This window comes from Streptomyces rhizoryzae, assembly GCF_023155275.1.
Lineage (GTDB): Bacteria > Actinomycetota > Actinomycetes > Streptomycetales > Streptomycetaceae > Streptomyces > Streptomyces rhizoryzae.
Genome location: NZ_JALMUV010000010.1, coordinates 57658 through 77142 on the forward strand (window position 1 = coordinate 57658; position 19485 = coordinate 77142).

Sequence of the window (19485 nt, forward strand, 5' to 3'; positions counted from 1 at the left end):
GGCGGGACGGGCCCTGGGGGAGGCGGGCCGGGTGGGCCGGGGTGCCTCGGGGGTGCTGGTTACTTCTTGAAGGCGTAGTCCATCAGCTTCTTGGCGTCCGCGGTGCGGTTGTCCACCGAGGAGGAGGCCAGGACGGTGCCGATGACCGTCTTGCCGTTCCGGGTGGCGGCGAAGACCAGGCAGTACTTGGCCTCAGGGCCGGAGCCGGTCTTCACGCCGATGGTGCCCTTGTAGCTGCTGAGCAGGTTGTTGGTGTTGGTCCACGACATGTAGCGGTAGCCGCCGTTCTTCGTCGTGACCTTCTGCTTGGTGGACTTCGTTCCCACGATCGTGCGGAACGTGGAGAACGTCATCGCGTTGCCGGCGAGCTTGGTCAGGTCGCGGGGCGTCGAGTAGTTCGCGCCGCGCCCTATTCCGTCGAACGAGTCGAAGTGGGTGTTCTTCATGCCCAGGCTCTTGGCGGTGGTGTTCATCTGGCCGATGAACGACTTCACCCGGGCGTCCCGGGTCGAGCCGGTGCCGAACGTGTCGGCGAGCGCGTACGCGGCGTCGCAGCCGGACGGGAGCATCAGCCCGTAGAGCAGCTGACGGACCGTCACCTTGTCGCCGACGATGAGGTGGGCGGACGAGGCCCAGTTGTTGTTGACGATGTAGTCGCTGTACGCCTTCTGGACCGTGACCTTGGAATCCAGGTTGAGGTTCTTCTTGGCCAGCACCACCCGGGCCGTCATGATCTTGGTGGTGGAGCCGGTGGACCGGCGGGTGTCCGCGGCCTTGGCGAAGAGCGTCGCGCCGGTGCCGTTGTTCATCACGAAACCGCCGGCGGCGGTGATGCCGGGCGTCGGGAGGGCGGCGGCCTGCGCCTGGGAGCCGAACGCCCCGGCGGTCAGGACGGCTCCGGTGGTGACGGCCACGGCGGAGGCGCGCCGGATGCCCTTGATGGCCCTGATGCCTTTGATGCCAATGTTCAAAGTGGATGCTCCAAATAGCCCTGCACTGCGGGCACATGAGAGTGCCGCTCTCTCTTGAGACAACCGGGGCGGGGCAATGGATGCGCGGGCGGGGGTTGTGTTTTGGTCAATTCTGGCCACGCGCCGGCGGGGCGCGAGCCCGCCCGTAACCATCCGGCCTCCGCCCCCCCGCCCGCCGGCCCCTCAGAGGTCCAATCGGTGGCAGTGGGCCGTGCGGTGGCCGGCCGGTACGGGAAGGGTTTCCGCGTGGCGCATGCCCAGGCGGCGGGTGACGGCGAGGGAGCGGGCGTTGCGGGCGTCGACCATCGCGACCACGTGCCGGACGCCGGCCGCCCGTACGGCCGCCAGGGCCTGCCGGGCGGCGGCCGTGACGTACCCCTTGCCCCAGTACGCCCGCCCCAGCCGCCAGCCGATCTCGATCTCGCCCGCCGGGCCCCAGTCGTGCGGCCAGGGCTGGGCGCCGGTGAAGCCCATGACGGCGCCGTCCGCCGGGTCGAGGAGGGTGTAGAGGCAGAAGCCGCGTTCGGCGTGGTGGCGGCGCTGGCGGGCGGTGAGTTCCTCGTAGACGGAGAACTCGGCGGGGGCGCCGCCGTGGAACTCCATGACCTCGGGATCGTCGAAGACCCGGTGCCAGTGCACCGCGTCCTCCTCGGTGGGGACCCGCAGCCCCACGGCGGGCAGCGGTCGGGCGGGCGCAGACGTCATGGGACAACCCTTCAGTTTCCGATCGTCACGGCCCCCATAGACTGCCCCTGCCCGGTGTCCGCCGGCACCCGGATATCCACCGCCGGCCACCGCCCCGCATGCCGGGTCCCGCAGCCCCGAGCCCACAGACCCCACCCCCCATCGACTTCCGGGAGACAACGCCGTGACCGAGTCCGCGCCCGTGACCGAGTCCGTGACCGCACCCCGATCGGAGCACAGCGCGGATGTGATCGTCGTCGGCGCCGGTCCGGCCGGCTCGGCCACCGCCTACCACCTGGCCAAGTCGGGCCTGGACGTGCTGCTGCTGGAGAAGACCGCGTTCCCGCGCGAGAAGGTGTGCGGTGACGGGCTCACCCCGCGGGCCGTCAAGCAGCTGGTGGCGATGGGCATCGACATCTCCGAGGAAGCGGGCTGGCTGCGCAACAAGGGCCTGCGGATCATCGGCGGCGGCTCCCGGCTCCAGCTGGACTGGCCGGATCTCGCCTCCTTCCCCGACTACGGCCTGGTCCGCAAGCGGGACGACTTCGACGAGCAGCTGGCCCGGCAGGCCCAGAAGGCCGGGGCGCGGCTGTACGAGCGGTGCACCGTCGGCGCGCCGATCGTCGACGAGCTGACCGGCCGGATCACCGGGGTGCACGCCAAGCTCGGTGAGGAGAAGGCGCCGGCCACCTTCCACGCCCCGATCGTGGTGGCCGCCGACGGCAACTCCACCCGGCTGTCGCTGGCGATGGGCCTGCACCGGCGCGAGGACCGGCCGATGGGTGTCGCGGTGCGGACGTACTTCACCTCGCCGCGGCACGACGACGACTACCTGGAGTCCTGGCTGGAGCTGTGGGACCGCCGCGGCGCCCAGGACCGGCTGCTGCCGGGCTACGGCTGGATCTTCGGGATGGGCGACGGCACGAGCAACGTCGGCCTGGGGATCCTCAACTCCAGCTCCGCCTTCCGGGAGCTGGACTGGCGGGAGATCCTCAAGGCGTGGTGCGCGTCGATGCCCGCCGACTGGGGCTACACGCCGGAGAACATGACCGGCCCGATCCGCGGTGCGGCGCTGCCGATGGCGTTCAACCGGCAGCCGCACTACACCAGGGGCCTGCTGCTGGTCGGTGACGCGGGCGGGCTGGTGAACCCGTTCAACGGCGAGGGCATCGCGTACGCGATGGAGTCCGGGGCGATCGCGGCCGAGGTGATCGTGCAGGCGCAGGCCCGCGCCACGTACGCGCAGCGGGAGCTGGCGCTGCACCGGTACCCGAAGGTGCTCAAGGACACCTACGGCGGCTACTACTCGCTGGGCCGGGCGTTCGTGAAGCTGATCGGCAACCCGAAGGTCATGCAGATCGCCACCCAGCGCGGGCTGACGCATCCGCTGCTGATGCGCTTCACGCTGAAGATGCTGGCCAACCTCACCGATCCGACCGGCGGCGACGCGATGGACCGGATCATCAACGGGCTGAGCAAGGTCGCGCCGAAGGCGTGACGCGCGGCGGCAGCGGCGGCGCGGGCCGGTCCCCGGGGGCGGGGGCCGGCCCGCGGTGCGTGCGGCCCCGCCGGCCCCGGCCCGGGCCGCCTTACGCGGGAGGTAATTGAGCCGTTCCCGCGGCCCCGGCATCGTGGTGCACGTCGCGGACGGAAGCGGCGGAAGGCGGGGGAGCCCGCACGACGGGAGGGGACGCCATGTTCTTCGACGGCCACGACGGGACCCGGCTGTGGTACGAGGACTACGGCCAGGGCGAGCCGCTGGTGTTCGTGTCGAGCGCGATGCTCGGCACCGACATGTGGGAGTACCAGATCCCCTACTTCGTGGAACGGGGCTTCCGCTGCGTGGCGTTCGACCGCCGCGGGCACGGCCGCTCGGACCGGCCCTCCTCCGGGTACGACATCGATTCGACGTCGGAGGACCTGGCGGCGCTGCTGGACCACCTCGGGCTGGACCGGGTGACCCTGGTGGGCCACTCGCTGGGCGGGGCGGAGATCGCCCGCTATCTGGCGCGGCACGGTTCGGGGCGGGTCCGCCGGGTGGCGTTCGTGGCGGCGATGCTGCCGTTCCTGAAGCGGACCGAGGACAATCCCGGGGGGATCCCGGAGGCCGCCTTCGAGGCGTCGGCGGCGCTGCTGCGCAGGGACCGCCCCCGGTGGATGGCGCAGCAGGCCCAGGTCTTCTTCGCCACCCACCTGGGCAACGACGTGCACCCGCTGATGGTCGACTTCACGATCCGGCAGGTGATGTCCTGCGCGCCGTACGCGACGCAGGCGGCGCAGCGGGAGGTGTTCCACACCGATCACCGGGCGGGGCTGCGGGAGATCGACGTCCCGGTGCTGGTGGTGCACGGCGCGGCGGACTTCTCGGCGCCGGTCGAGGTCACCGGGCGGCGGACCGCGGGACTGGTGCCGGGCGCGGTCTACAAGGAGTACCCGACGGCCGGGCACGGCCTCTACGCCAGCCACCACGAGCAGCTGAACGCGGACCTGCTGGAGTTCTTCGCGGGCTGAGGGTGGGCGGGCCGTCGGGTGCGGCGGTCCGCCCGGCGGGTCAGGGAGCGGCGGTCCGGGCGGGCAGGGGTGCCGGAGCGGGGCCGGGGGCGCGGCGGACGGGGGCGGTCAGCCGGTCGGCGCCGGCGGGTACGGGTACCGCGGCGAAGAGCGCGTCCTGGCGGGCCCGGAGGTCCCTGGCCCGGCCGGGCGGGGTGCCGGGCCGCCGCTGCTCGGCGCGGAGCGGGCGGGCGGCGCGCTGGGCGGCCGTGCTCTGCGGGGTGTGGAACCGGATCTCGAAGACCTGGCCGGTGCGGGGGGCGCGCCAGGCGGAGGTGATGCCCTTGGCGCCGGTGGGGCGGCCCCAGGTGTTGGCCCAGCGGGTGCTGTCGTCGCCCCAGGAGGTGAGCAGTCCGGCGGCGGCGGTGACGCCGCGGGTGTACCGGCCGGTGGGCCACTGGAGGGTGTAGCGGACCGCGTCGTCGAGCATGGCGAGCGCGGTGCCGACGCTGCGCCCGGGGACCTCGCGCATCCGGGTGGCGACCTTCGGGGCCCGCCGCCGCCGGCGGGCGGGGCGGCCGGGTCGGCGGCGGCGGGGGGTGCCGCGCCCAGGCCGAGGGCGGTGGTGAGGGCGGCGGTGAGTGCGGCCCGGGTGACGGGGCGGTGGGCGGGGCGGTGCATCGGGTTCCTCTCGGCCGGGGCCGCGGAGGTGCGGCCGGGTCGAGAGGTGCAACGGGTGCGGGGGCGGTTCGGTGGCTGTCCGGGCGGGCGGAAACGCGGAACCGCCCCTCCCGAGCGGGGGAGGGGCGGTTCCGTTCAGCGTTCCGGGGTGGCGCGTCCGGTCAGAGGACGCGCACCGCGCCGGTGGGCATGTCGTAGCTGAGCGGGCGCTCGACGATGCCGGTGCTGGGGTTCTGGGCGCCGATGAAGTTGCCGTTCCCGACGTAGACGGCGACGTGGTAGGCGCTGCCGGCGCTGCCCCAGTAGAGGATGTCGCCGACCTGGAGGTTGCCGAGGCCGACCTGGGTGCCGGTGGTGGACTGGCTCTGCGAGACGCGCGGCAGGTCGATGCCGACCTGGGCGAACGCGGCCTGGGTCAGGCCGGAGCAGTCGTAGGAGGAGGGGCCGCTGGAGCCGAGCACGTACGCCTTGCCGAGCTGCGCCTTGAGGAAGGAGACGAGGGTGGCGACGCTGCCGGTGGCGCCCGAGTCGGAGACGGCGCTCAGGGCGGTGCGGGCGTCGGACCGGGAGGCGCGGGCCTGGGCGGCTTCCTTGGCCTGGCGGGCCTCTTCGGCGGCCTTCTTGGCCTCGGCCTCGGCCTGGGCCTTCTTCTCGGCGGCGGCCTTGGCCTTGTCGGCGGCCTTGTCGGCCTTGGCCGCCGCGTCGTCCTGGAGGGCCTGCCGCTCGTAGCTGAACGCGGCCTGCTGGGCGGCGTCGGCGCTGCGGGCGCCGCTGGTGGCCAGCGCCGTGGTGATGGTGGGCATCTCCTGGGTTTCGGAGACGGGCTTCTCGACGGCGTTGGCCGGCACCGTCGCGCCGGTCACGGCGAGGGTGAGGAAGCCACCGGTCACACCCGCGCGCAGGGCCCGCGAGGACGCGGAGCGACGGGGCTTCCGGTGGCTGGGTATGAGTGCGTTCGGGGACATGGCACCACGGCTATCAGGAGCCGCTGGTTGCTGCCAACAAAGGTGGAGTACGCCACACTTGACGTGTACGCGGCGAATAAAACGGACTTTTCGTCAGCTCGTCCGCCGCTGACGGGATGTCCGGAATTCGTGATCATGTTCCTACGCACGGCATTTGATGGTGCGCACGGCCTCCGTGGGCGCTTATCACTTCTTGATCCGCCTCGCCAAGGCTTCCCGGGAGTCAAGGTCTTATGGCTTCAAATCGCGTGGGATAGGTCACTCGTGAGTGTCCGTTATGTTCCCGTGACCGAACACGGGCCGCCGGACGGCCTCCCGGCGGTCCGGCGGCCCGCGCCGCCACCGCTCCGCTCGTGAACCGGAGCACGTACCGACGATCACGGACCGGTCACGAGACGATCACGTCTACGGCCGCCGCGCATATAGCAGTTGAGATGCGTCCAGCGCCAATTTGCTTGCTGCCACCGCTCCTTGATAGTGAAACCACCGCGCTGACCAGCGGTAACCCCGGCGAATGTCACCTCTCGTGATCACTCGCGCGCTTCGTGTGCGGAGATCACCGGTCCTCCGCCTTCATGATCCTTCGTCAGGTGGTGAAGATCACAAAGCCGTTGTCGCACCCCGTGTCGCAGATCACAGACCGACGGGCATAAGATGCGGGCATCGGGCTTGTGAACTGCCTCACATAGACGCGATCACTGCACGCGATCGCAAGGGGGCAGCGGGTGAGCCCGAGCGGACCGCCATCCAGTCATCGTCGACTGAAGGGAGCGAGGACGGTGAACGCTTACGCGCCCATCCTCGTACTGGGAGCCCTCGGGGCAGGCTTTGCGATCTTCTCCGTGGTCATGGCCACGCTCATCGGCCCCCGGCGCTACAACCGGGCCAAGCTCGAAGCGTACGAATGCGGGATCGAGCCGACGCCGTACCCGACCGGCGGCGGCCGCTTCCCGATCAAGTACTACCTGACGGCGATGCTCTTCATCGTCTTCGACATCGAGATCGTCTTCCTCTATCCCTGGGCGGTCAGCTTCGACGCCCTGGGACTGTTCGGGCTCGTCGAGATGCTCCTCTTCGCGCTCACCGTCTTCGTCGCCTACGCCTACGTCTGGCGTCGCGGCGGCCTGGAATGGGACTAGGGGTCACGCATGGGACTGGAAGAGAAGCTGCCCAGCGGCTTTCTGCTGACCACTGTCGAGCAGGCCGCGGGCTGGGTGCGCAAGTCATCGGTCTTCCCCGCGACGTTCGGGCTGGCCTGCTGCGCCATCGAGATGATGACCACCGGCGCCGGGCGCTACGACCTGGCCCGCTTCGGCATGGAGGTCTTCCGCGGCTCCCCGCGCCAGGCCGACCTGATGATCGTCGCCGGCCGGGTCAGCCAGAAGATGGCGCCGGTGCTGCGGCAGGTCTACGACCAGATGCCGAACCCGAAGTGGGTGATCTCCATGGGGGTTTGCGCCTCCTCGGGCGGCATGTTCAACAACTACGCGATCGTGCAGGGCGTCGACCACATCGTCCCCGTCGACATCTACCTGCCGGGCTGCCCGCCCCGCCCGGAGATGCTCATGGACGCCATCCTCAAGCTCCACAAGAAGATCCAGAGCGGCAAGCTCGGGGTCAACGCCGTGCAGGCGGCCCATGACGAGGAGGCCGCGGCGCTCCGGGCGCTCCCGCTGATCGAGATGGACCGCTCGACGTCCACGGAGAAGAAAGGGCTGCTGCGGTGAGCGAGCCGACCAACCCCACGGGCCCGGACGCCCCCGAGGAGGCCGTCCCGGCGCAGCGCGCCGACACCGGCGAGGTGATCGGCACCCGCCGCGGGATGTTCGGCGCCAACAACGGCGGGGACACCACCGGTTACGGCGGACTGGTCCGCACCGTGCGGCTGCCCGGCGCCAGCACCCGGCCGTACGGCGGGCCGGGCGGCGCCGCGGGCCACGGCGACTTCGACGAGATCGCCGACGAGCTGGAGGGCGCCCTGGAGGAGCAGGGCCTGCTGCCGGAGAACGTCATCGACAAGACCGTGGTGGACCGCGGCGAGCTGACGTTCCACATCCGGCGGGAGTTCCTGCCGGCGGTCGCCCGCACCCTGCGCGACGACCCCGCGCTCCGCTTCGAGCTGTGCACCGGCGTCAGCGGCGTCCACTACCCCGGCGACACCGGCCGCGAGCTGCACGCCGTCTACCACCTGCGCTCGATCACCCACAACCGGCTGCTCCGGCTGGAGGTCGCGGTGCCGGACGCCGACCGCCACCTGCCGTCGATCGTCGACGTCTACCCGACCAACGACTGGCACGAGCGCGAGACCTACGACTTCTTCGGACTGATCTTCGACGGGCACCCGGCGCTCACGCGGATCATGATGCCGGACGACTGGCAGGGCTTCCCGCAGCGCAAGGACTACCCCCTCGGCGGCATCCCCGTCGAGTACAAGGGCGCGCAGATCCCGGCTCCCGACCAGCGGAGGTCGTACACCTGATGAGCACTCCCAGCGAGACGTCCGGGGTCACCCCCCGCGAGACCACCGAGGGCCCCGTCTACACCGTCACCGGCGGCGACTGGGACGAGATCGCCGCGGCCGCCGCCACGTCCGACGACGAGCGGATCATCGTCAACATGGGGCCGCAGCACCCCTCCACGCACGGCGTGCTCCGGCTCATCCTGGAGATCGACGGCGAGACCGTCACCGAGGCCCGGTGCGGGATCGGCTACCTCCACACCGGCATCGAGAAGAACCTCGAATTCCGCACCTGGACGCAGGGCACCACGTTCGTGACGCGGATGGACTACCTCACGCCGTTCTTCAACGAGACCGCGTACTGCCTGGCCGTGGAGAAGCTGCTCGGCATCACCGACCAGGTGCCCGACCGCGCCTCGGTGATCCGGGTCCTCCTGATGGAGCTCAACCGCCTCTCCTCCCACCTGGTGTGCATCGCCACCGGCGGGATGGAGCTGGGCGCCACCACGATCATGATCTACGGCTTCCGGGACCGCGAGCTGATCCTGGACATCTACGAACTGATCACCGGGCTGCGGATGAACCACGCCTACATCCGCCCCGGCGGCCTCGCCCAGGACCTGCCGCCCGGCGCCGTCGACCAGATCCGCGCCTTCGTGAAGACCATGCACAAGAACATGGCCGAGTACGACAAGCTCGCCACCGGCAACCCCGTCTTCAAGGCGCGCATGGAGGGCATCGGCTACCTCGACCTGGCCGGCTGCATGGCCACCGGGGCCACCGGCCCCCTCGTCCGCTCCGCCGGCCTGCCCCACGACCTGCGCAAGGCGCAGCCGTACTGCGGGTACGAGAGCTACGACTTCGAGGTGCCGACCGCCGATACCTGCGACGCCTACGGCCGGTTCCTGATCCGGCTGGAGGAGATGCGCCAGTCGCTGGGGATCATCGAGCAGTGCCTGGACCGGCTGGAGCCGGGGCCGGTGATGGTCGCCGACAAGAAGATCGCCTGGCCCGCCCAGCTCGCCCTGGGCCCCGACGGCCTGGGCAACTCCCTCGACCACATCAAGAAGATCATGGGTACCTCGATGGAGGCCCTGATCCACCACTTCAAGCTGGTGACGGAGGGCTTCCGGGTCCCGCCGGGGCAGGCGTACGCCGCCGTCGAGTCACCCAAGGGCGAACTGGGCGTGCACGCCGTCAGCGACGGCGGCACCCGGCCCTACCGGGTGCACTTCCGCGACCCCTCCTTCACCAACCTGCAAGCCATGGCAGCGATGTGTGAAGGCGGCCAGGTCGCCGACGTCATCGTCGCCGTCGCGTCCATCGACCCCGTGATGGGAGGCGTCGACCGGTGAACGCCACTCCGGCACCCAAGGACGTTGCGCTGGGCATGCCCCGGCTCCCGGCCCCCGACTACCCGGCCGAGGTCGCGGAACGGCTCGCCGCGGACGCCCGGGAGGTGATCGCCCGCTACCCCGACTCCCGCTCGGCGCTGCTGCCGCTGCTGCACCTCGTGCAGGCCGAGGAGGGCCACGTCACCCGCACCGGCATCCGCTTCTGCGCCGACCAGCTCGGGCTGACCACCGCCGAGGTCACCGCCGTCGCCACCTTCTACACCATGTACCGCCGCCGGCCGAGCGGCGACTACCAGGTGGGGGTGTGCACCAACACCCTGTGCGCGGTGATGGGCGGCGACGCGATCTTCGCCTCGCTCCAGGAGCACCTGGGCATCGGCAACGGCGAGACCACCGACGACGGCCGGATCACCCTCGAACACATCGAGTGCAACGCCGCCTGCGACTTCGCACCGGTGGTGATGGTGAACTGGGAGTTCTTCGACAACCAGACGCCCGGCTCGGCCCGGCAGCTCGTCGACGACCTGCGGGCCGGGCGGGCGGTCGAACCCACCCGCGGCGCCCCGCTGTGCACCTTCCGGGAGACCGCCCGGATCCTCGCCGGCTTCCCCGACGAGCGGCCCGGCGCCGTCGCGGCCACCGGGGGCGCCGGCCCCGCCTCCCTCGTCGGGCTCCGCCTGGCCCGGGGCGAGGCCCCGCCCGGTGCCACCACCGACCACGTCATCGCGCCGCGGACCGCCGCCCCCGCCGGGGAACCGCCCAGCGGCCACCCCGGTGAACAGGCGCCCCCCGGGCACCCCAGCTCGCACGACGCGCCGCAGCAGACCTCGGCCTCCGATCCGCACTTCCCGGCCGGGCCTACCGCCGAGGAGGGGGAGTGATGACCGTGGCAGCCGAATTCGGCGGCGCCTCCCGGCCGCACGCCGGCGGGGCCACCAGCCCCGAGAAGATTCTCGCCCCGGTGCTCTCCGCCTTCTGGGACGAGCCGGAGTCCTGGACGCTGGCGACCTATCTGCGGCACGAGGGCTACGAGGGCGCGCGCAAGGCCCTGGCCATGGACCCGGACGACGTCATCGCCTACGTCAAGGACTCCGGGCTCCGCGGCCGCGGCGGCGCCGGCTTCCCCACCGGCATGAAGTGGCAGTTCATCCCGCAGGGCGACGGCAAACCGCACTACCTCGTGGTCAACGCCGACGAGTCGGAGCCCGGGACCTGCAAGGACATCCCGCTCCTCTTCGCCAACCCGCACGCCCTCCTGGAGGGCATCGTGATCGCCTGCCACGCGATCCGGTCGAACCACGCCTTCATCTACCTGCGCGGCGAGGTCGTGCCCGTCCTGCGCCGGCTGCACGAGGCCGTGCGCGAGGCGTACGCGGCGGGCTTCCTCGGCAAGGACGTCCTCGGCTCCGGCCTGGACCTGACCGTGACCGTGCACGCCGGCGCCGGCGCGTACATCTGCGGTGAGGAGACCGCGCTGCTGGACTCCCTGGAGGGCCGCCGCGGCCAGCCCCGCCTGCGTCCCCCCTTCCCGGCCGTGGCCGGCCTCTACGCCTGCCCCACTGTGGTGAACAACGTCGAATCCATCGCGTCGGTTCCCGCGATCCTGCACAAGGGCAAGGAGTGGTTCCGGTCGATGGGCAGCGAGAAGTCCCCGGGCTTCACGCTGTACTCGCTCAGCGGCCACGTCGCCAACCCCGGCCAGTACGAAGGGCCGTTGGGCATCACCCTGCGCCAGCTGCTGGACGTCAGCGGCGGGATGCGCCCGGGGCACCGGCTGAAGTTCTGGACGCCCGGCGGGTCCTCGACGCCGATGTTCACCGAGGAGCACCTCGACGTGCCGCTGGACTACGAGGGCGTCGGCGCGGCCGGTTCGATGCTCGGCACCAAGGCGCTCCAGTGCTTCGACGAGACCACCTGCGTGGTGCGGGCGGTCACCCGCTGGACGGAGTTCTACGCGCACGAGTCCTGCGGCAAGTGCACGCCGTGCCGCGAAGGGACGTACTGGCTGGTGCAGTTGCTGCGGGACATCGAGGCCGGGAAGGGCCGGCCGGCCGACCTCGACAAGCTCGCCGACATCGCCGACAACATCAACGGCAAGTCCTTCTGCGCCCTCGGTGACGGCGCCGCCTCGCCGATCTTCTCCTCGCTCAAGTACTTCCGCGCGGAGTACGAGGAGCACCTCGCCGGCCGGGGCTGCCCCTTCGATCCCGCCAAGTCGGTCCTGTGGGCCGGCACCGACGCTCACCTGGGGGTGAACGCATGACCATCGCGACAAGTGCCCCCACCGGGGGCGCGGCGGCGCCGCCACCGGAGGACCTCGTCACCCTGACGATCGACGGCATCGAGATCTCCGTCCCCAAGGGGACGCTGGTCATCCGGGCCGCCGAACTCCTCGGCATCGAGATCCCGCGCTTCTGCGACCATCCGCTGCTGGACCCGGCGGGTGCCTGCCGGCAGTGCATCGTGGAGGTCGAGGGCCAGCGCAAGCCGATGGCCTCCTGCACCATCACCTGCACCGACGGGATGGTGGTGCGCACCCAGCTGACCTCGCCGGTGGCGGAGAAGGCGCAGCGCGGGGTGATGGAGCTGCTGCTGATCAACCACCCGCTGGACTGCCCGGTCTGCGACAAGGGCGGCGAGTGCCCGCTGCAGAACCAGGCGATGCAGGTCGGCGACCCCGACACCCGCTTCGAGGGGAAGAAGCGCACCTACCCCAAGCCGGTGCCGATCTCGACGCAGGTGCTGCTGGACCGCGAGCGGTGCGTGCTGTGCGCGCGGTGCACCCGGTTCAGCAACCAGATCGCCGGCGACCCGATGATCGAGCTGGTCGAGCGGGGCGCGCTCCAGCAGGTCGGCACCGGTGAGGGCGACCCCTTCGCGTCGTACTTCTCCGGGAACACCATCCAGATCTGCCCGGTGGGGGCGCTGACCTCCGCGGCGTACCGCTTCCGGTCCCGTCCGTTCGACCTGGTGTCGTCGCCGTCGGTGTGCGAGCACTGCGCGGGCGGCTGCGCGACCCGTACGGACCACCGGCGGGGCAAGGTGCTGCGGCGGCTGGCGGCGGACGACCCCGAGGTCAACGAGGAGTGGATCTGCGACAAGGGGCGGTTCGCGTTCCGGTACGCCCAGCTGCCGGACCGGCTGTCCCATCCGCTGGTGCGCGACGCGGAGTCCGGTGAACTGCGGCCGGCGTCCTGGCCGGCCGCGCTGGACGCGGCGGCGCGCGGGCTGGCCGCGGCCCGGGGCCGCACCGGGGTGCTGACCGGCGGGCGGCTGACCGTCGAGGACGCGTACGCCTACGCCAAGTTCGCGCGGGTCGTGCTGCACACCAACGACATCGACTTCCGGGCCCGGCCGCACAGTGCGGAGGAGGCCGACTTCCTGGCCGCCCGGGTCGCGGGGCGGGGCCGGGACCTGGACGGCGGCGGGGTGACGTACACCGCGCTGGAGCAGGCGCCGGCGGTGCTGCTGGCCGGTATCGAGGCGGAGGAGGAGGCGCCCGGGGTCTTCCTGCGGCTGCGCAAGGCGCACCGCAAGCGGGGCCAGCGCACCTGGGGGCTGGCGAGCCACGCCACCCGGGGGCTGGTCAAGGCCGGCGGGACGCTGCTGCCGGCGGCGCCGGGGACGGAGACGGAGTGGCTGGACGCGCTGGCCGGCGGGGTGGGCCTGGACGGTGCGGGCCGGACGGCCGCCGAGGCGCTGCGCGCGGACGGCGCGGTGATCGTGGTCGGTGAGCGGCTGGCGGCGGTGCCCGGTGCGCTGACCGCCGCGGTGCGCGCCGCCGCCGCCACCGGGGCCCGCCTGGTGTGGATCCCGCGGCGGGCCGGTGAGCGCGGTGCCGTCGAGGCCGGTGCGCTGCCGGGGCTGCTGCCCGGCGGGCGGCCGGCCACCGATCCGCGGGCCCGGGACGAGGTCGCCGCGGCCTGGGGGGTGGCCGCGCTGCCGCACCGGCACGGGCGGGACACCGGCCAGATCGTCGAGGCGGCCGCGACCGGGGAGCTGAGCGCCCTGCTGGTGGCGGGCGTGGAGGTGGCCGATCTGCCGGATCCGGCGCGCGCGCTGGCGGCGCTGGACGAGGTGGGGTTCCTGGTGAGCCTGGAGCTGCGGCCCTCGCGCGTGACCGAGCGGGCCGATGTGGTGCTGCCGGTCGCGGCGGTGGCCGAGAAGGCCGGCACGTTCCTCAACTGGGAGGGCCGGGCGCGGCCGTTCGAGGCCGCGCTGAAGCCGGACCAGATGACCCGGCGGCAGCTGCCGCCGGACGCCCGGGTGCTCCAGATGCTGGCCGACGCGATGGACGCGGACCTCGGGCTGCCGGACCTGCGCGCGGTCCGCCGCGAGCTGGACGGCCTCGGCGGCTGGGGCGGCCCGTACGCCGCCGAACCGCGGGAGGCGGGGCGGCCGCTGCCCCGTCCGGGCGCCGGGGAGGCGGTGCTCGCCGGGCACCGGCTGCTGCTGGACCAGGGGCTGCTCCAGGAGGGTGACGAGGCGCTGGCCGGCACCCGGCACGCGGCGGTCGCCCGGCTGTCGGCGGCCACCGCCGAGGAGACCGGCGTCAAGGACGGCGATCTGCTGGCGGTCACCGGTCCGGCCGGTGCGGTGCGCCTGCCGCTCCAGGTGACGCCGATGCCCGACCGGGTGGTGTGGCTGCCGCTGAACTCCGCAGGCGGTGGCGTCGCCGCCGACACCGGGGCGCACCCCGGTGAACTGGTGAAGGTCTCCGCCGTCCCCGGTACGCCGGTGCCGGCCGAGGAGGTGGACGCATGATGCAGCATCCCGGTTTCCCGGTGGCGGCGCTGGCCGCCCAGGAGGACCTGTCGATGTTCGGGCGCGACCCGTGGTGGCTGGTCGTCATCAAGGCGGTGTTCTGCTTCGCGTTCCTGATGCTGACGGTGCTGTTCTCCATCGTCTGGGAACGCAAGGTCGTGGCCTGGATGCAGCTGCGGATCGGCCCGAACCGGCACGGCCCGTGGGGGATGCTCCAGTCCCTGGCCGACGGCATCAAGCTGATGCTGAAGGAGGACCTGGTCGTCAAGCGGGCCGACAAGGCGGTCTACGTCCTGGCGCCCATCGTGGCGGCGATCCCGGCGTTCATGGCGATCGCGGTGATCCCGTTCGGTCCGGCGGGCAACGAGATCTCGATCTTCGGGCACCGCACGCCGATGCAGCTCACCGACCTGCCGATCGGCGTCCTCTACATCCTCGCCACGGCCTCGGTCGGCATCTACGGGATCGTGCTGGCGGGCTGGTCGTCGGGGTCGACGTACCCGCTGCTGGGCGGGTTGCGGTCGTGCGCGCAGATGATCTCGTACGAGATCGCGATGGGCGCGGCGTTCGCGTCGGTGTTCCTGTACTCCGGGTCGATGTCGACGTCCACCATCGTGGAGTCGCAGGCGAACAAGTGGTACGTGCTGCTGCTGCCGGTGTCGTTCCTGATCTACATCGTGACGATGGTGGGGGAGACCAACCGCGCGCCGTTCGACATGCCGGAGTCCGAGGGCGACCTGGTCGGCGGCTTCAACACCGAGTACTCGTCCATCAAGTTCGCGATGTTCATGCTCGCCGAGTACGTCAACATGGTCACCGTCTCGTCGGTCGCGGTCACCCTCTTCCTCGGCGGCTGGCGGGCGCCGTGGCCGGTCTCGACGTTCTGGGAGGGCGCGAACCACGGCTGGTGGCCGATGCTCTGGTTCACCCTCAAGGTGCAGCTGCTGCTGTTCTTCTTCATCTGGCTGCGGGGCACCCTGCCGCGGGTCCGCTACGACCAGTTGATGCGGCTGGGCTGGAAGGTCCTCATCCCCGTCTCGATGGTGTGGCTGCTGCTGGTGGCCACCGTCCGGGCGCTGAAGAACGAGGGCTACGACTTCTCCCGGATCGTGCTGTACGTGGGCGGCGGTGCGGTGGCGCTGCTGCTGATCTCGCTGGTCGTGGACTTCTTCCGGCGGGTGGAGCCGGAGGAGGGGGCGGACGGCGGGGCCGCGTTCGATCCGGTGGCCGGCGGGTTCCCCGTTCCGCCGCTGCCGGGGCAGTCGCTGCCGCCGGTGCCGCGCCGGCGCCCCCGCCGGGACGGCGAGTTGATTGTCAGTGGCCGGGTGGACACTGTGAGTGACGGTAATGAGCGCGACGGGAAGGGGGACGGCGGTGCCTGAGTTCCAGAACCCGGTGGCCGGCTTCGGCGTGACCTTCAAGGCCATGTTCAAGAAGCGGCTGACCGAGCAGTACCCGGAGGAGAAGAAGCCGACGGCGCCGCGTTTCCACGGCCGCCACCAGCTCAACCGGCATCCGGACGGGCTGGAGAAGTGCGTGGGCTGCGAGCTGTGCGCCTGGGCCTGTCCGGCGGACGCGATCTACGTCGAGGGCGGTGACAACACCGACGAGGAGCGCTACTCCCCGGGCGAGCGGTACGGCCGCGTGTACCAGATCAACTACCTCCGCTGCATCCTGTGCGGCCTGTGCGTGGAGGCGTGCCCGACCCGCGCGCTGACCATGACCAACGAGTACGAGCTCGCCGACCGCTCCCGCGCCTCGCTGATCTACACCAAGGAGGAGCTGCTGGTGGGCCTGTCGGAGGGGATGGTCGACACCCCGCACGCGATCTTCCCCGGCATGACGGAGCGGGACTACTACAGCGGGCTGGTGACGGAGGCCGCGCCGGGGACGGTGCGGCAGACCGCGGTCTCCCGGGGTGAGCGCCCCGCCGATCCGGCGGACGTGGTGGACGCGGGCCGGGCCCAGGAGGCCGCGGAGAAGGAGGTGCGGCGATGACGGCCCTGGCCGCCGCGGCCTCCTCGGGGGAGGCCGTGCAGTTCTGGATCCTGGGGATCGTCGCCGTGGTCGGTGCGCTGTGCACGATCCTGATGAAGCGGGCCGTGCACAGCGCCCTGTCGCTCGCCGGGACCATGATCGTCCTGGCGGTCTTCTACCTGGCCAACGGCGCGTACTTCCTCGGCATCGTGCAGATCGTGGTCTACACCGGCGCGATCATGATGCTGTTCCTGTTCGTGGTGATGCTGGTCGGCGTCACCGCGGCGGACTCCCTGAAGGAGACGCTCAAGGGGCAGCGCTGGCTCGCCGCCGGGCTGGGGCTCGGCTTCGGCATCCTGCTGATCGCCGGGATCGGCAACGCCTCGCTCAAGCAGTTCAACGGCCTGGGTGACGCGAACGCCGGCGGCAATGTGCAGGGCCTGGCCGCGCTGATCTTCACCAAGTACGTCTTCGCCTTCGAGCTCACCGGCGCGCTGCTGATCACGGCGGTGGTGGGTGCGATGGTGCTCACCCACCGGGAGCGCACCGAGCGCGCCCGGACCCAGCGGGAGCGGTCGCAGGCCCGTATCCGCGAGGGCAAGCAGGTCACGCCGCTGCCCGCCCCCGGTGTCTACGCCCGGCACAACGCCGTCGACATCCCCGGTCTGCTGCCGGACGGCACGCCCTCGGAGCTGACGGTCAGTCCGACGCTGCGGGAGCGCGGCCAGGTCCGGGACGTCTCCGGGCAGGCGCTGGCCGACCTCAAGGCGCTGGAGCGGCGGTCGCAGGAGTGGCTGGGGCGCGGTTCCGGTTCCGGTTCCGGTTCCGGGGGCGCGGAGCGGCCCGGCCCGGCGGCGCCGAAGGAGGGCGCGCAGAAATGAACCCGGTCTACTACCTCTACCTCGCCGCCCTGCTGTTCACCATCGGCGCGGCCGGCGTGCTGATCAGGCGGAACGCCATCGTGGTGTTCATGTGCATCGAGCTGATGCTGAACGCCTGCAACCTCGCCTTTGTCACCTTCTCGCGGATGCACGGCAATCTCGACGGCCAGATCATCGCCTTCTTCACGATGGTCGTCGCCGCGGCGGAGGTCGTGGTCGGCCTGGCCATCATCGTGTCGATCTTCCGCACCCGTCATTCGGCCTCGGTCGACGACGCCAGCCTGATGAAGCTGTAAGGGGTCGCACAAAGTGGAGAACTTGATCGCGCTGCTCGTCGCGGCACCGCTGGTCGGTGCGGCCCTGCTGCTGTGCGGCGGCACCCGGCTGGACCGGGCCGGCCACTGGATCGGCTCGCTGCTGGCGGTGGCCTCGTTCGCCGTGGGGGTGGTGCTCTTCGCCGGCATGCTCGGCCGGGACGCCGGCCACCGGGCGCTGCACCAGCACCTGTTCAGCTGGATCCCGGTCGGCGGCTTCCGGGCCGATGTGGCCTTCCAGCTCGACCAGTTGTCGATGACCTTCGTGCTGCTGATCACCGGTGTCGGGTCGCTGATCCACATCTACTCGATCGGCTACATGGAGCACGACGCGCGCCGCCGCCGCTTCTTCGGCTACCTCAACCTCTTCCTTGCGGCGATGCTGCTGCTGGTCCTCGCCGACAACTATGTGCTGCTGTACGTCGGCTGGGAGGGCGTCGGCCTCGCCTCGTACCTGCTCATCGGCTTCTGGCAGCACAAGCCCAGCGCGGCCACCGCCGCGAAGAAGGCGTTCCTGGTCAACCGCGTCGGCGACATGGGCCTGTCGATCGCGATCATGCTGATGTTCACGACGTTCGGGACGTTCGCCTTCGGGCCGGTGCTGGCCGCGACCGGCCAGACCTCCGAGGGGAAGCTGACCGCGATCGGGCTGATGCTGCTGCTGGCCGCCTGCGGCAAGTCCGCGCAGGTGCCGCTGCAGTCCTGGCTCGGGGACGCGATGGAGGGCCCGACGCCGGTGTCGGCGCTGATCCACGCCGCCACCATGGTCACCGCCGGGGTGTATCTGATCACCCGCTCCGGGGCGCTCTTCAACGCCGCGCCGGACGCGCAGACCGCGGTGGTCGCGGTCGGCGCGGTCACGCTGCTGTTCGGTGCGATCGTCGGTTGCGCCAAGGACGACATCAAGAAGGCGCTGGCCGGTTCGACGATGTCGCAGATCGGCTACATGGTCCTGGCCGCCGGCCTGGGCCCGGTCGGCTACGCCTTCGCGATCATGCACCTGGTCACCCACGGCTTCTTCAAGGCCGGCCTCTTCCTCGGCGCGGGTTCCGTGATGCACGGGATGAACGACGAGGTGGACATGCGGCGCTACGGCGGCCTGCGGAAGTACATGCCGGTCACCTTCGTCACCTTCGGCCTGGGCTATCTGGCCATCATCGGCTTCCCGGGGCTGTCCGGCTTCTTCTCCAAGGACAAGATCATCGAGGCGGCGTTCGCCCGCGGCGGCACCGAGGGCTGGATCCTGGGCGGCACGGCCCTGCTGGGCGCCGCGATCACCGCGTTCTACATGACGCGGGTGATGCTGATGACCTTCTTCGGCGAGGAGCGCTGGCGGAACGCCCCCACCCCCTCCCCGGACCGTCCCTCGGCCGAACCGGCCGCCGAGACCCGCGGTGAGTACGCCCCGCCGCATCCGCACGAGTCGCCGAAGGTCATGACGGTCCCGATGATCGTGCTGGCGGTCGGCTCGGTCTTCGCGGGCGGGCTGTTCAGCATCGGCGACGCCTTCGTGGGCTGGCTGGAGCCGGTCACCTCGTTCTCCCACGGCCACTCCCCGGTGAGCGCCGGGGTGGTCACCGCCGCCACGATGGTGGTGCTGGTGATCGGCGTCGGCCTCGCGTGGCTGATGTACGGCCGCCGGCCCGTCCCGGCCACCGCCCCGCGCGGTTCGCTGCTGACCCGGGCCGCCCGGCGCGATCTCCTCCAGGACGACTTCAACCACGTCGTCCTGGTGCGCGGCGGGGAGCACCTGACGCGCACGCTGGTCTATCTCGACCACTCCCTGGTGGACGGCGCGGTCAACGGCACGGCGGCCGCGATGGGCGGACTCTCCGGCCGGCTGCGGCGGTTGCAGACCGGCTTCGTCCGCTCCTACGCGGTCCAGATGCTGGGCGGGGCCGCCGTTCTCGTCGCCGCGACCCTGCTGATGAGGGGTGTCTGAGCC

At 71.5% G+C, this 19485-nt stretch carries 18 protein-coding genes; 14 read left to right on the forward strand and 4 right to left on the reverse strand.

Annotated features, from left to right (window positions below; translation table 11 throughout):
- Positions 1-59: 59 nt before the first annotated feature.
- Both MUU72_RS11090 and MUU72_RS11095 read right to left on the reverse strand, forming a co-directional pair.
- Entirely contained in the window at positions 60-971 is a 912-nt protein-coding gene (locus tag MUU72_RS11090; RefSeq protein ID WP_248013019.1) for a D-alanyl-D-alanine carboxypeptidase family protein, read from the reverse strand.
- 183 nt (positions 972-1154) lie between these two features.
- Positions 1155-1676 (reverse strand): GNAT family N-acetyltransferase, encoded by a 522-nt coding sequence (locus MUU72_RS11095; RefSeq protein WP_248013020.1) that lies wholly within the window; start codon positions 1674-1676, stop codon positions 1155-1157.
- 163 nt (positions 1677-1839) lie between these two features.
- On the opposite strand from MUU72_RS11095, the gene MUU72_RS11100 reads away from it, so the two are divergent.
- Complete coding sequence (locus MUU72_RS11100; protein WP_248013021.1) at positions 1840-3153, forward strand: geranylgeranyl reductase family protein; 1314 nt, start codon at positions 1840-1842, stop codon at positions 3151-3153.
- Between the two features lie 197 nt (positions 3154-3350).
- The gene (locus MUU72_RS11105) at positions 3351-4166 is read left to right on the forward strand and encodes an alpha/beta fold hydrolase (RefSeq protein WP_248013022.1); all 816 of its coding nucleotides are present in this window, start codon (positions 3351-3353) and stop codon (positions 4164-4166) included.
- A 40-nt stretch (positions 4167-4206) separates the two neighbouring features.
- Here MUU72_RS11105 and MUU72_RS11110 read toward each other — a convergent pair whose 3' ends face one another.
- Both MUU72_RS11110 and MUU72_RS11115 read right to left on the reverse strand, forming a co-directional pair.
- On the reverse strand, positions 4207-4677 hold the full coding sequence (locus MUU72_RS11110) for a hypothetical protein (RefSeq protein ID WP_248013023.1): 471 nt from the start codon (positions 4675-4677) through the stop codon (positions 4207-4209).
- A 310-nt stretch (positions 4678-4987) separates the two neighbouring features.
- Positions 4988-5791 carry a C40 family peptidase gene (locus MUU72_RS11115; protein WP_248013024.1) on the reverse strand — a complete coding sequence of 268 codons (804 nt, stop codon included), beginning with the start codon at positions 5789-5791 and terminating at the stop codon, positions 4988-4990.
- Positions 5792-6570: 779 nt separating this feature from the next.
- On the opposite strand from MUU72_RS11115, the gene MUU72_RS11120 reads away from it, so the two are divergent.
- Genes MUU72_RS11120 through nuoL form a run of 12 tightly spaced genes read left to right on the forward strand, consistent with a single transcriptional unit; the run spans position 6571 to position 19482 of the window.
- The gene (locus MUU72_RS11120; protein WP_248013025.1) at positions 6571-6930 is read left to right on the forward strand and encodes an NADH-quinone oxidoreductase subunit A; all 360 of its coding nucleotides are present in this window, start codon (positions 6571-6573) and stop codon (positions 6928-6930) included.
- A gap of 9 nt (positions 6931-6939) precedes the next feature.
- On the forward strand, positions 6940-7518 hold the full coding sequence (locus MUU72_RS11125) for a NuoB/complex I 20 kDa subunit family protein (protein WP_248013026.1): 579 nt from the start codon (positions 6940-6942) through the stop codon (positions 7516-7518).
- Positions 7515-8270 carry an NADH-quinone oxidoreductase subunit C gene (locus MUU72_RS11130; RefSeq protein WP_248013027.1) on the forward strand — a complete coding sequence of 252 codons (756 nt, stop codon included), beginning with the start codon at positions 7515-7517 and terminating at the stop codon, positions 8268-8270. The genes MUU72_RS11125 and MUU72_RS11130 overlap by 4 nt, the downstream gene beginning before the upstream one ends.
- Positions 8270-9604 (forward strand): NADH-quinone oxidoreductase subunit D, encoded by a 1335-nt coding sequence (locus MUU72_RS11135; protein WP_248013028.1) that lies wholly within the window; start codon positions 8270-8272, stop codon positions 9602-9604. The genes MUU72_RS11130 and MUU72_RS11135 overlap by 1 nt, the downstream gene beginning before the upstream one ends.
- A 35-nt stretch (positions 9605-9639) precedes the next feature.
- On the forward strand, positions 9640-10485 hold the full coding sequence (gene nuoE / locus MUU72_RS11140; protein WP_282503954.1) for an NADH-quinone oxidoreductase subunit NuoE: 846 nt from the start codon (positions 9640-9642) through the stop codon (positions 10483-10485).
- On the forward strand, positions 10485-11867 hold the full coding sequence (gene nuoF, locus MUU72_RS11145; RefSeq protein ID WP_248013030.1) for an NADH-quinone oxidoreductase subunit NuoF: 1383 nt from the start codon (positions 10485-10487) through the stop codon (positions 11865-11867). Before nuoE ends, nuoF begins: the two co-directional genes overlap by 1 nt.
- Positions 11864-14368: an NADH-quinone oxidoreductase subunit G gene (locus MUU72_RS11150; protein ID WP_248013031.1), complete on the forward strand. Its 2505-nt coding sequence runs from the start codon at positions 11864-11866 to the stop codon at positions 14366-14368. The genes nuoF and MUU72_RS11150 overlap by 4 nt, the downstream gene beginning before the upstream one ends.
- Positions 14365-15750 carry an NADH-quinone oxidoreductase subunit NuoH gene (gene nuoH, locus MUU72_RS11155; RefSeq protein WP_248013032.1) on the forward strand — a complete coding sequence of 462 codons (1386 nt, stop codon included), beginning with the start codon at positions 14365-14367 and terminating at the stop codon, positions 15748-15750. The genes MUU72_RS11150 and nuoH overlap by 4 nt, the downstream gene beginning before the upstream one ends.
- On the forward strand, positions 15716-16366 hold the full coding sequence (gene nuoI, locus MUU72_RS11160) for an NADH-quinone oxidoreductase subunit NuoI (RefSeq protein ID WP_282503943.1): 651 nt from the start codon (positions 15716-15718) through the stop codon (positions 16364-16366). Before nuoH ends, nuoI begins: the two co-directional genes overlap by 35 nt.
- Positions 16363-17226 carry an NADH-quinone oxidoreductase subunit J gene (locus tag MUU72_RS11165; protein WP_248013034.1) on the forward strand — a complete coding sequence of 288 codons (864 nt, stop codon included), beginning with the start codon at positions 16363-16365 and terminating at the stop codon, positions 17224-17226. Before nuoI ends, MUU72_RS11165 begins: the two co-directional genes overlap by 4 nt.
- Positions 17223-17522 carry an NADH-quinone oxidoreductase subunit NuoK gene (gene nuoK / locus MUU72_RS11170; protein WP_016573026.1) on the forward strand — a complete coding sequence of 100 codons (300 nt, stop codon included), beginning with the start codon at positions 17223-17225 and terminating at the stop codon, positions 17520-17522. The genes MUU72_RS11165 and nuoK overlap by 4 nt, the downstream gene beginning before the upstream one ends.
- A gap of 13 nt (positions 17523-17535) precedes the next feature.
- Entirely contained in the window at positions 17536-19482 is a 1947-nt protein-coding gene (gene nuoL / locus MUU72_RS11175; RefSeq protein ID WP_248013035.1) for an NADH-quinone oxidoreductase subunit L, read from the forward strand.
- Positions 19483-19485: the final 3 nt, after the last annotated feature.

Bases quoted from the DNA above. Each gene is read 5' to 3' on its own strand.
- MUU72_RS11095 (WP_248013020.1), bottom strand. From the start codon at position 1,676: ATGACGTCTGCGCCCGCCCGACCGCTGCCCGCCGTGGGGCTGCGGGTC.
- MUU72_RS11105 (WP_248013022.1), top strand. From the start codon at position 3,351: ATGTTCTTCGACGGCCACGACGGGACCCGGCTGTGGTACGAGGACTAC.
- MUU72_RS11110 (WP_248013023.1), bottom strand. From the start codon at position 4,677: ATGCGCGAGGTCCCCGGGCGCAGCGTCGGCACCGCGCTCGCCATGCTC.
- MUU72_RS11115 (WP_248013024.1), bottom strand. From the start codon at position 5,791: ATGTCCCCGAACGCACTCATACCCAGCCACCGGAAGCCCCGTCGCTCC.
- MUU72_RS11125 (WP_248013026.1), top strand. From the start codon at position 6,940: ATGGGACTGGAAGAGAAGCTGCCCAGCGGCTTTCTGCTGACCACTGTC.
- MUU72_RS11135 (WP_248013028.1), top strand. From the start codon at position 8,270: ATGAGCACTCCCAGCGAGACGTCCGGGGTCACCCCCCGCGAGACCACC.
- nuoE (WP_282503954.1), top strand. From the start codon at position 9,640: ATGCCCCGGCTCCCGGCCCCCGACTACCCGGCCGAGGTCGCGGAACGG.
- nuoF (WP_248013030.1), top strand. From the start codon at position 10,485: ATGACCGTGGCAGCCGAATTCGGCGGCGCCTCCCGGCCGCACGCCGGC.
- MUU72_RS11150 (WP_248013031.1), top strand. From the start codon at position 11,864: ATGACCATCGCGACAAGTGCCCCCACCGGGGGCGCGGCGGCGCCGCCA.
- nuoH (WP_248013032.1), top strand. From the start codon at position 14,365: ATGATGCAGCATCCCGGTTTCCCGGTGGCGGCGCTGGCCGCCCAGGAG.
- nuoI (WP_282503943.1), top strand. From the start codon at position 15,716: ATGAGCGCGACGGGAAGGGGGACGGCGGTGCCTGAGTTCCAGAACCCG.
- MUU72_RS11165 (WP_248013034.1), top strand. From the start codon at position 16,363: ATGACGGCCCTGGCCGCCGCGGCCTCCTCGGGGGAGGCCGTGCAGTTC.
- nuoK (WP_016573026.1), top strand. From the start codon at position 17,223: ATGAACCCGGTCTACTACCTCTACCTCGCCGCCCTGCTGTTCACCATC.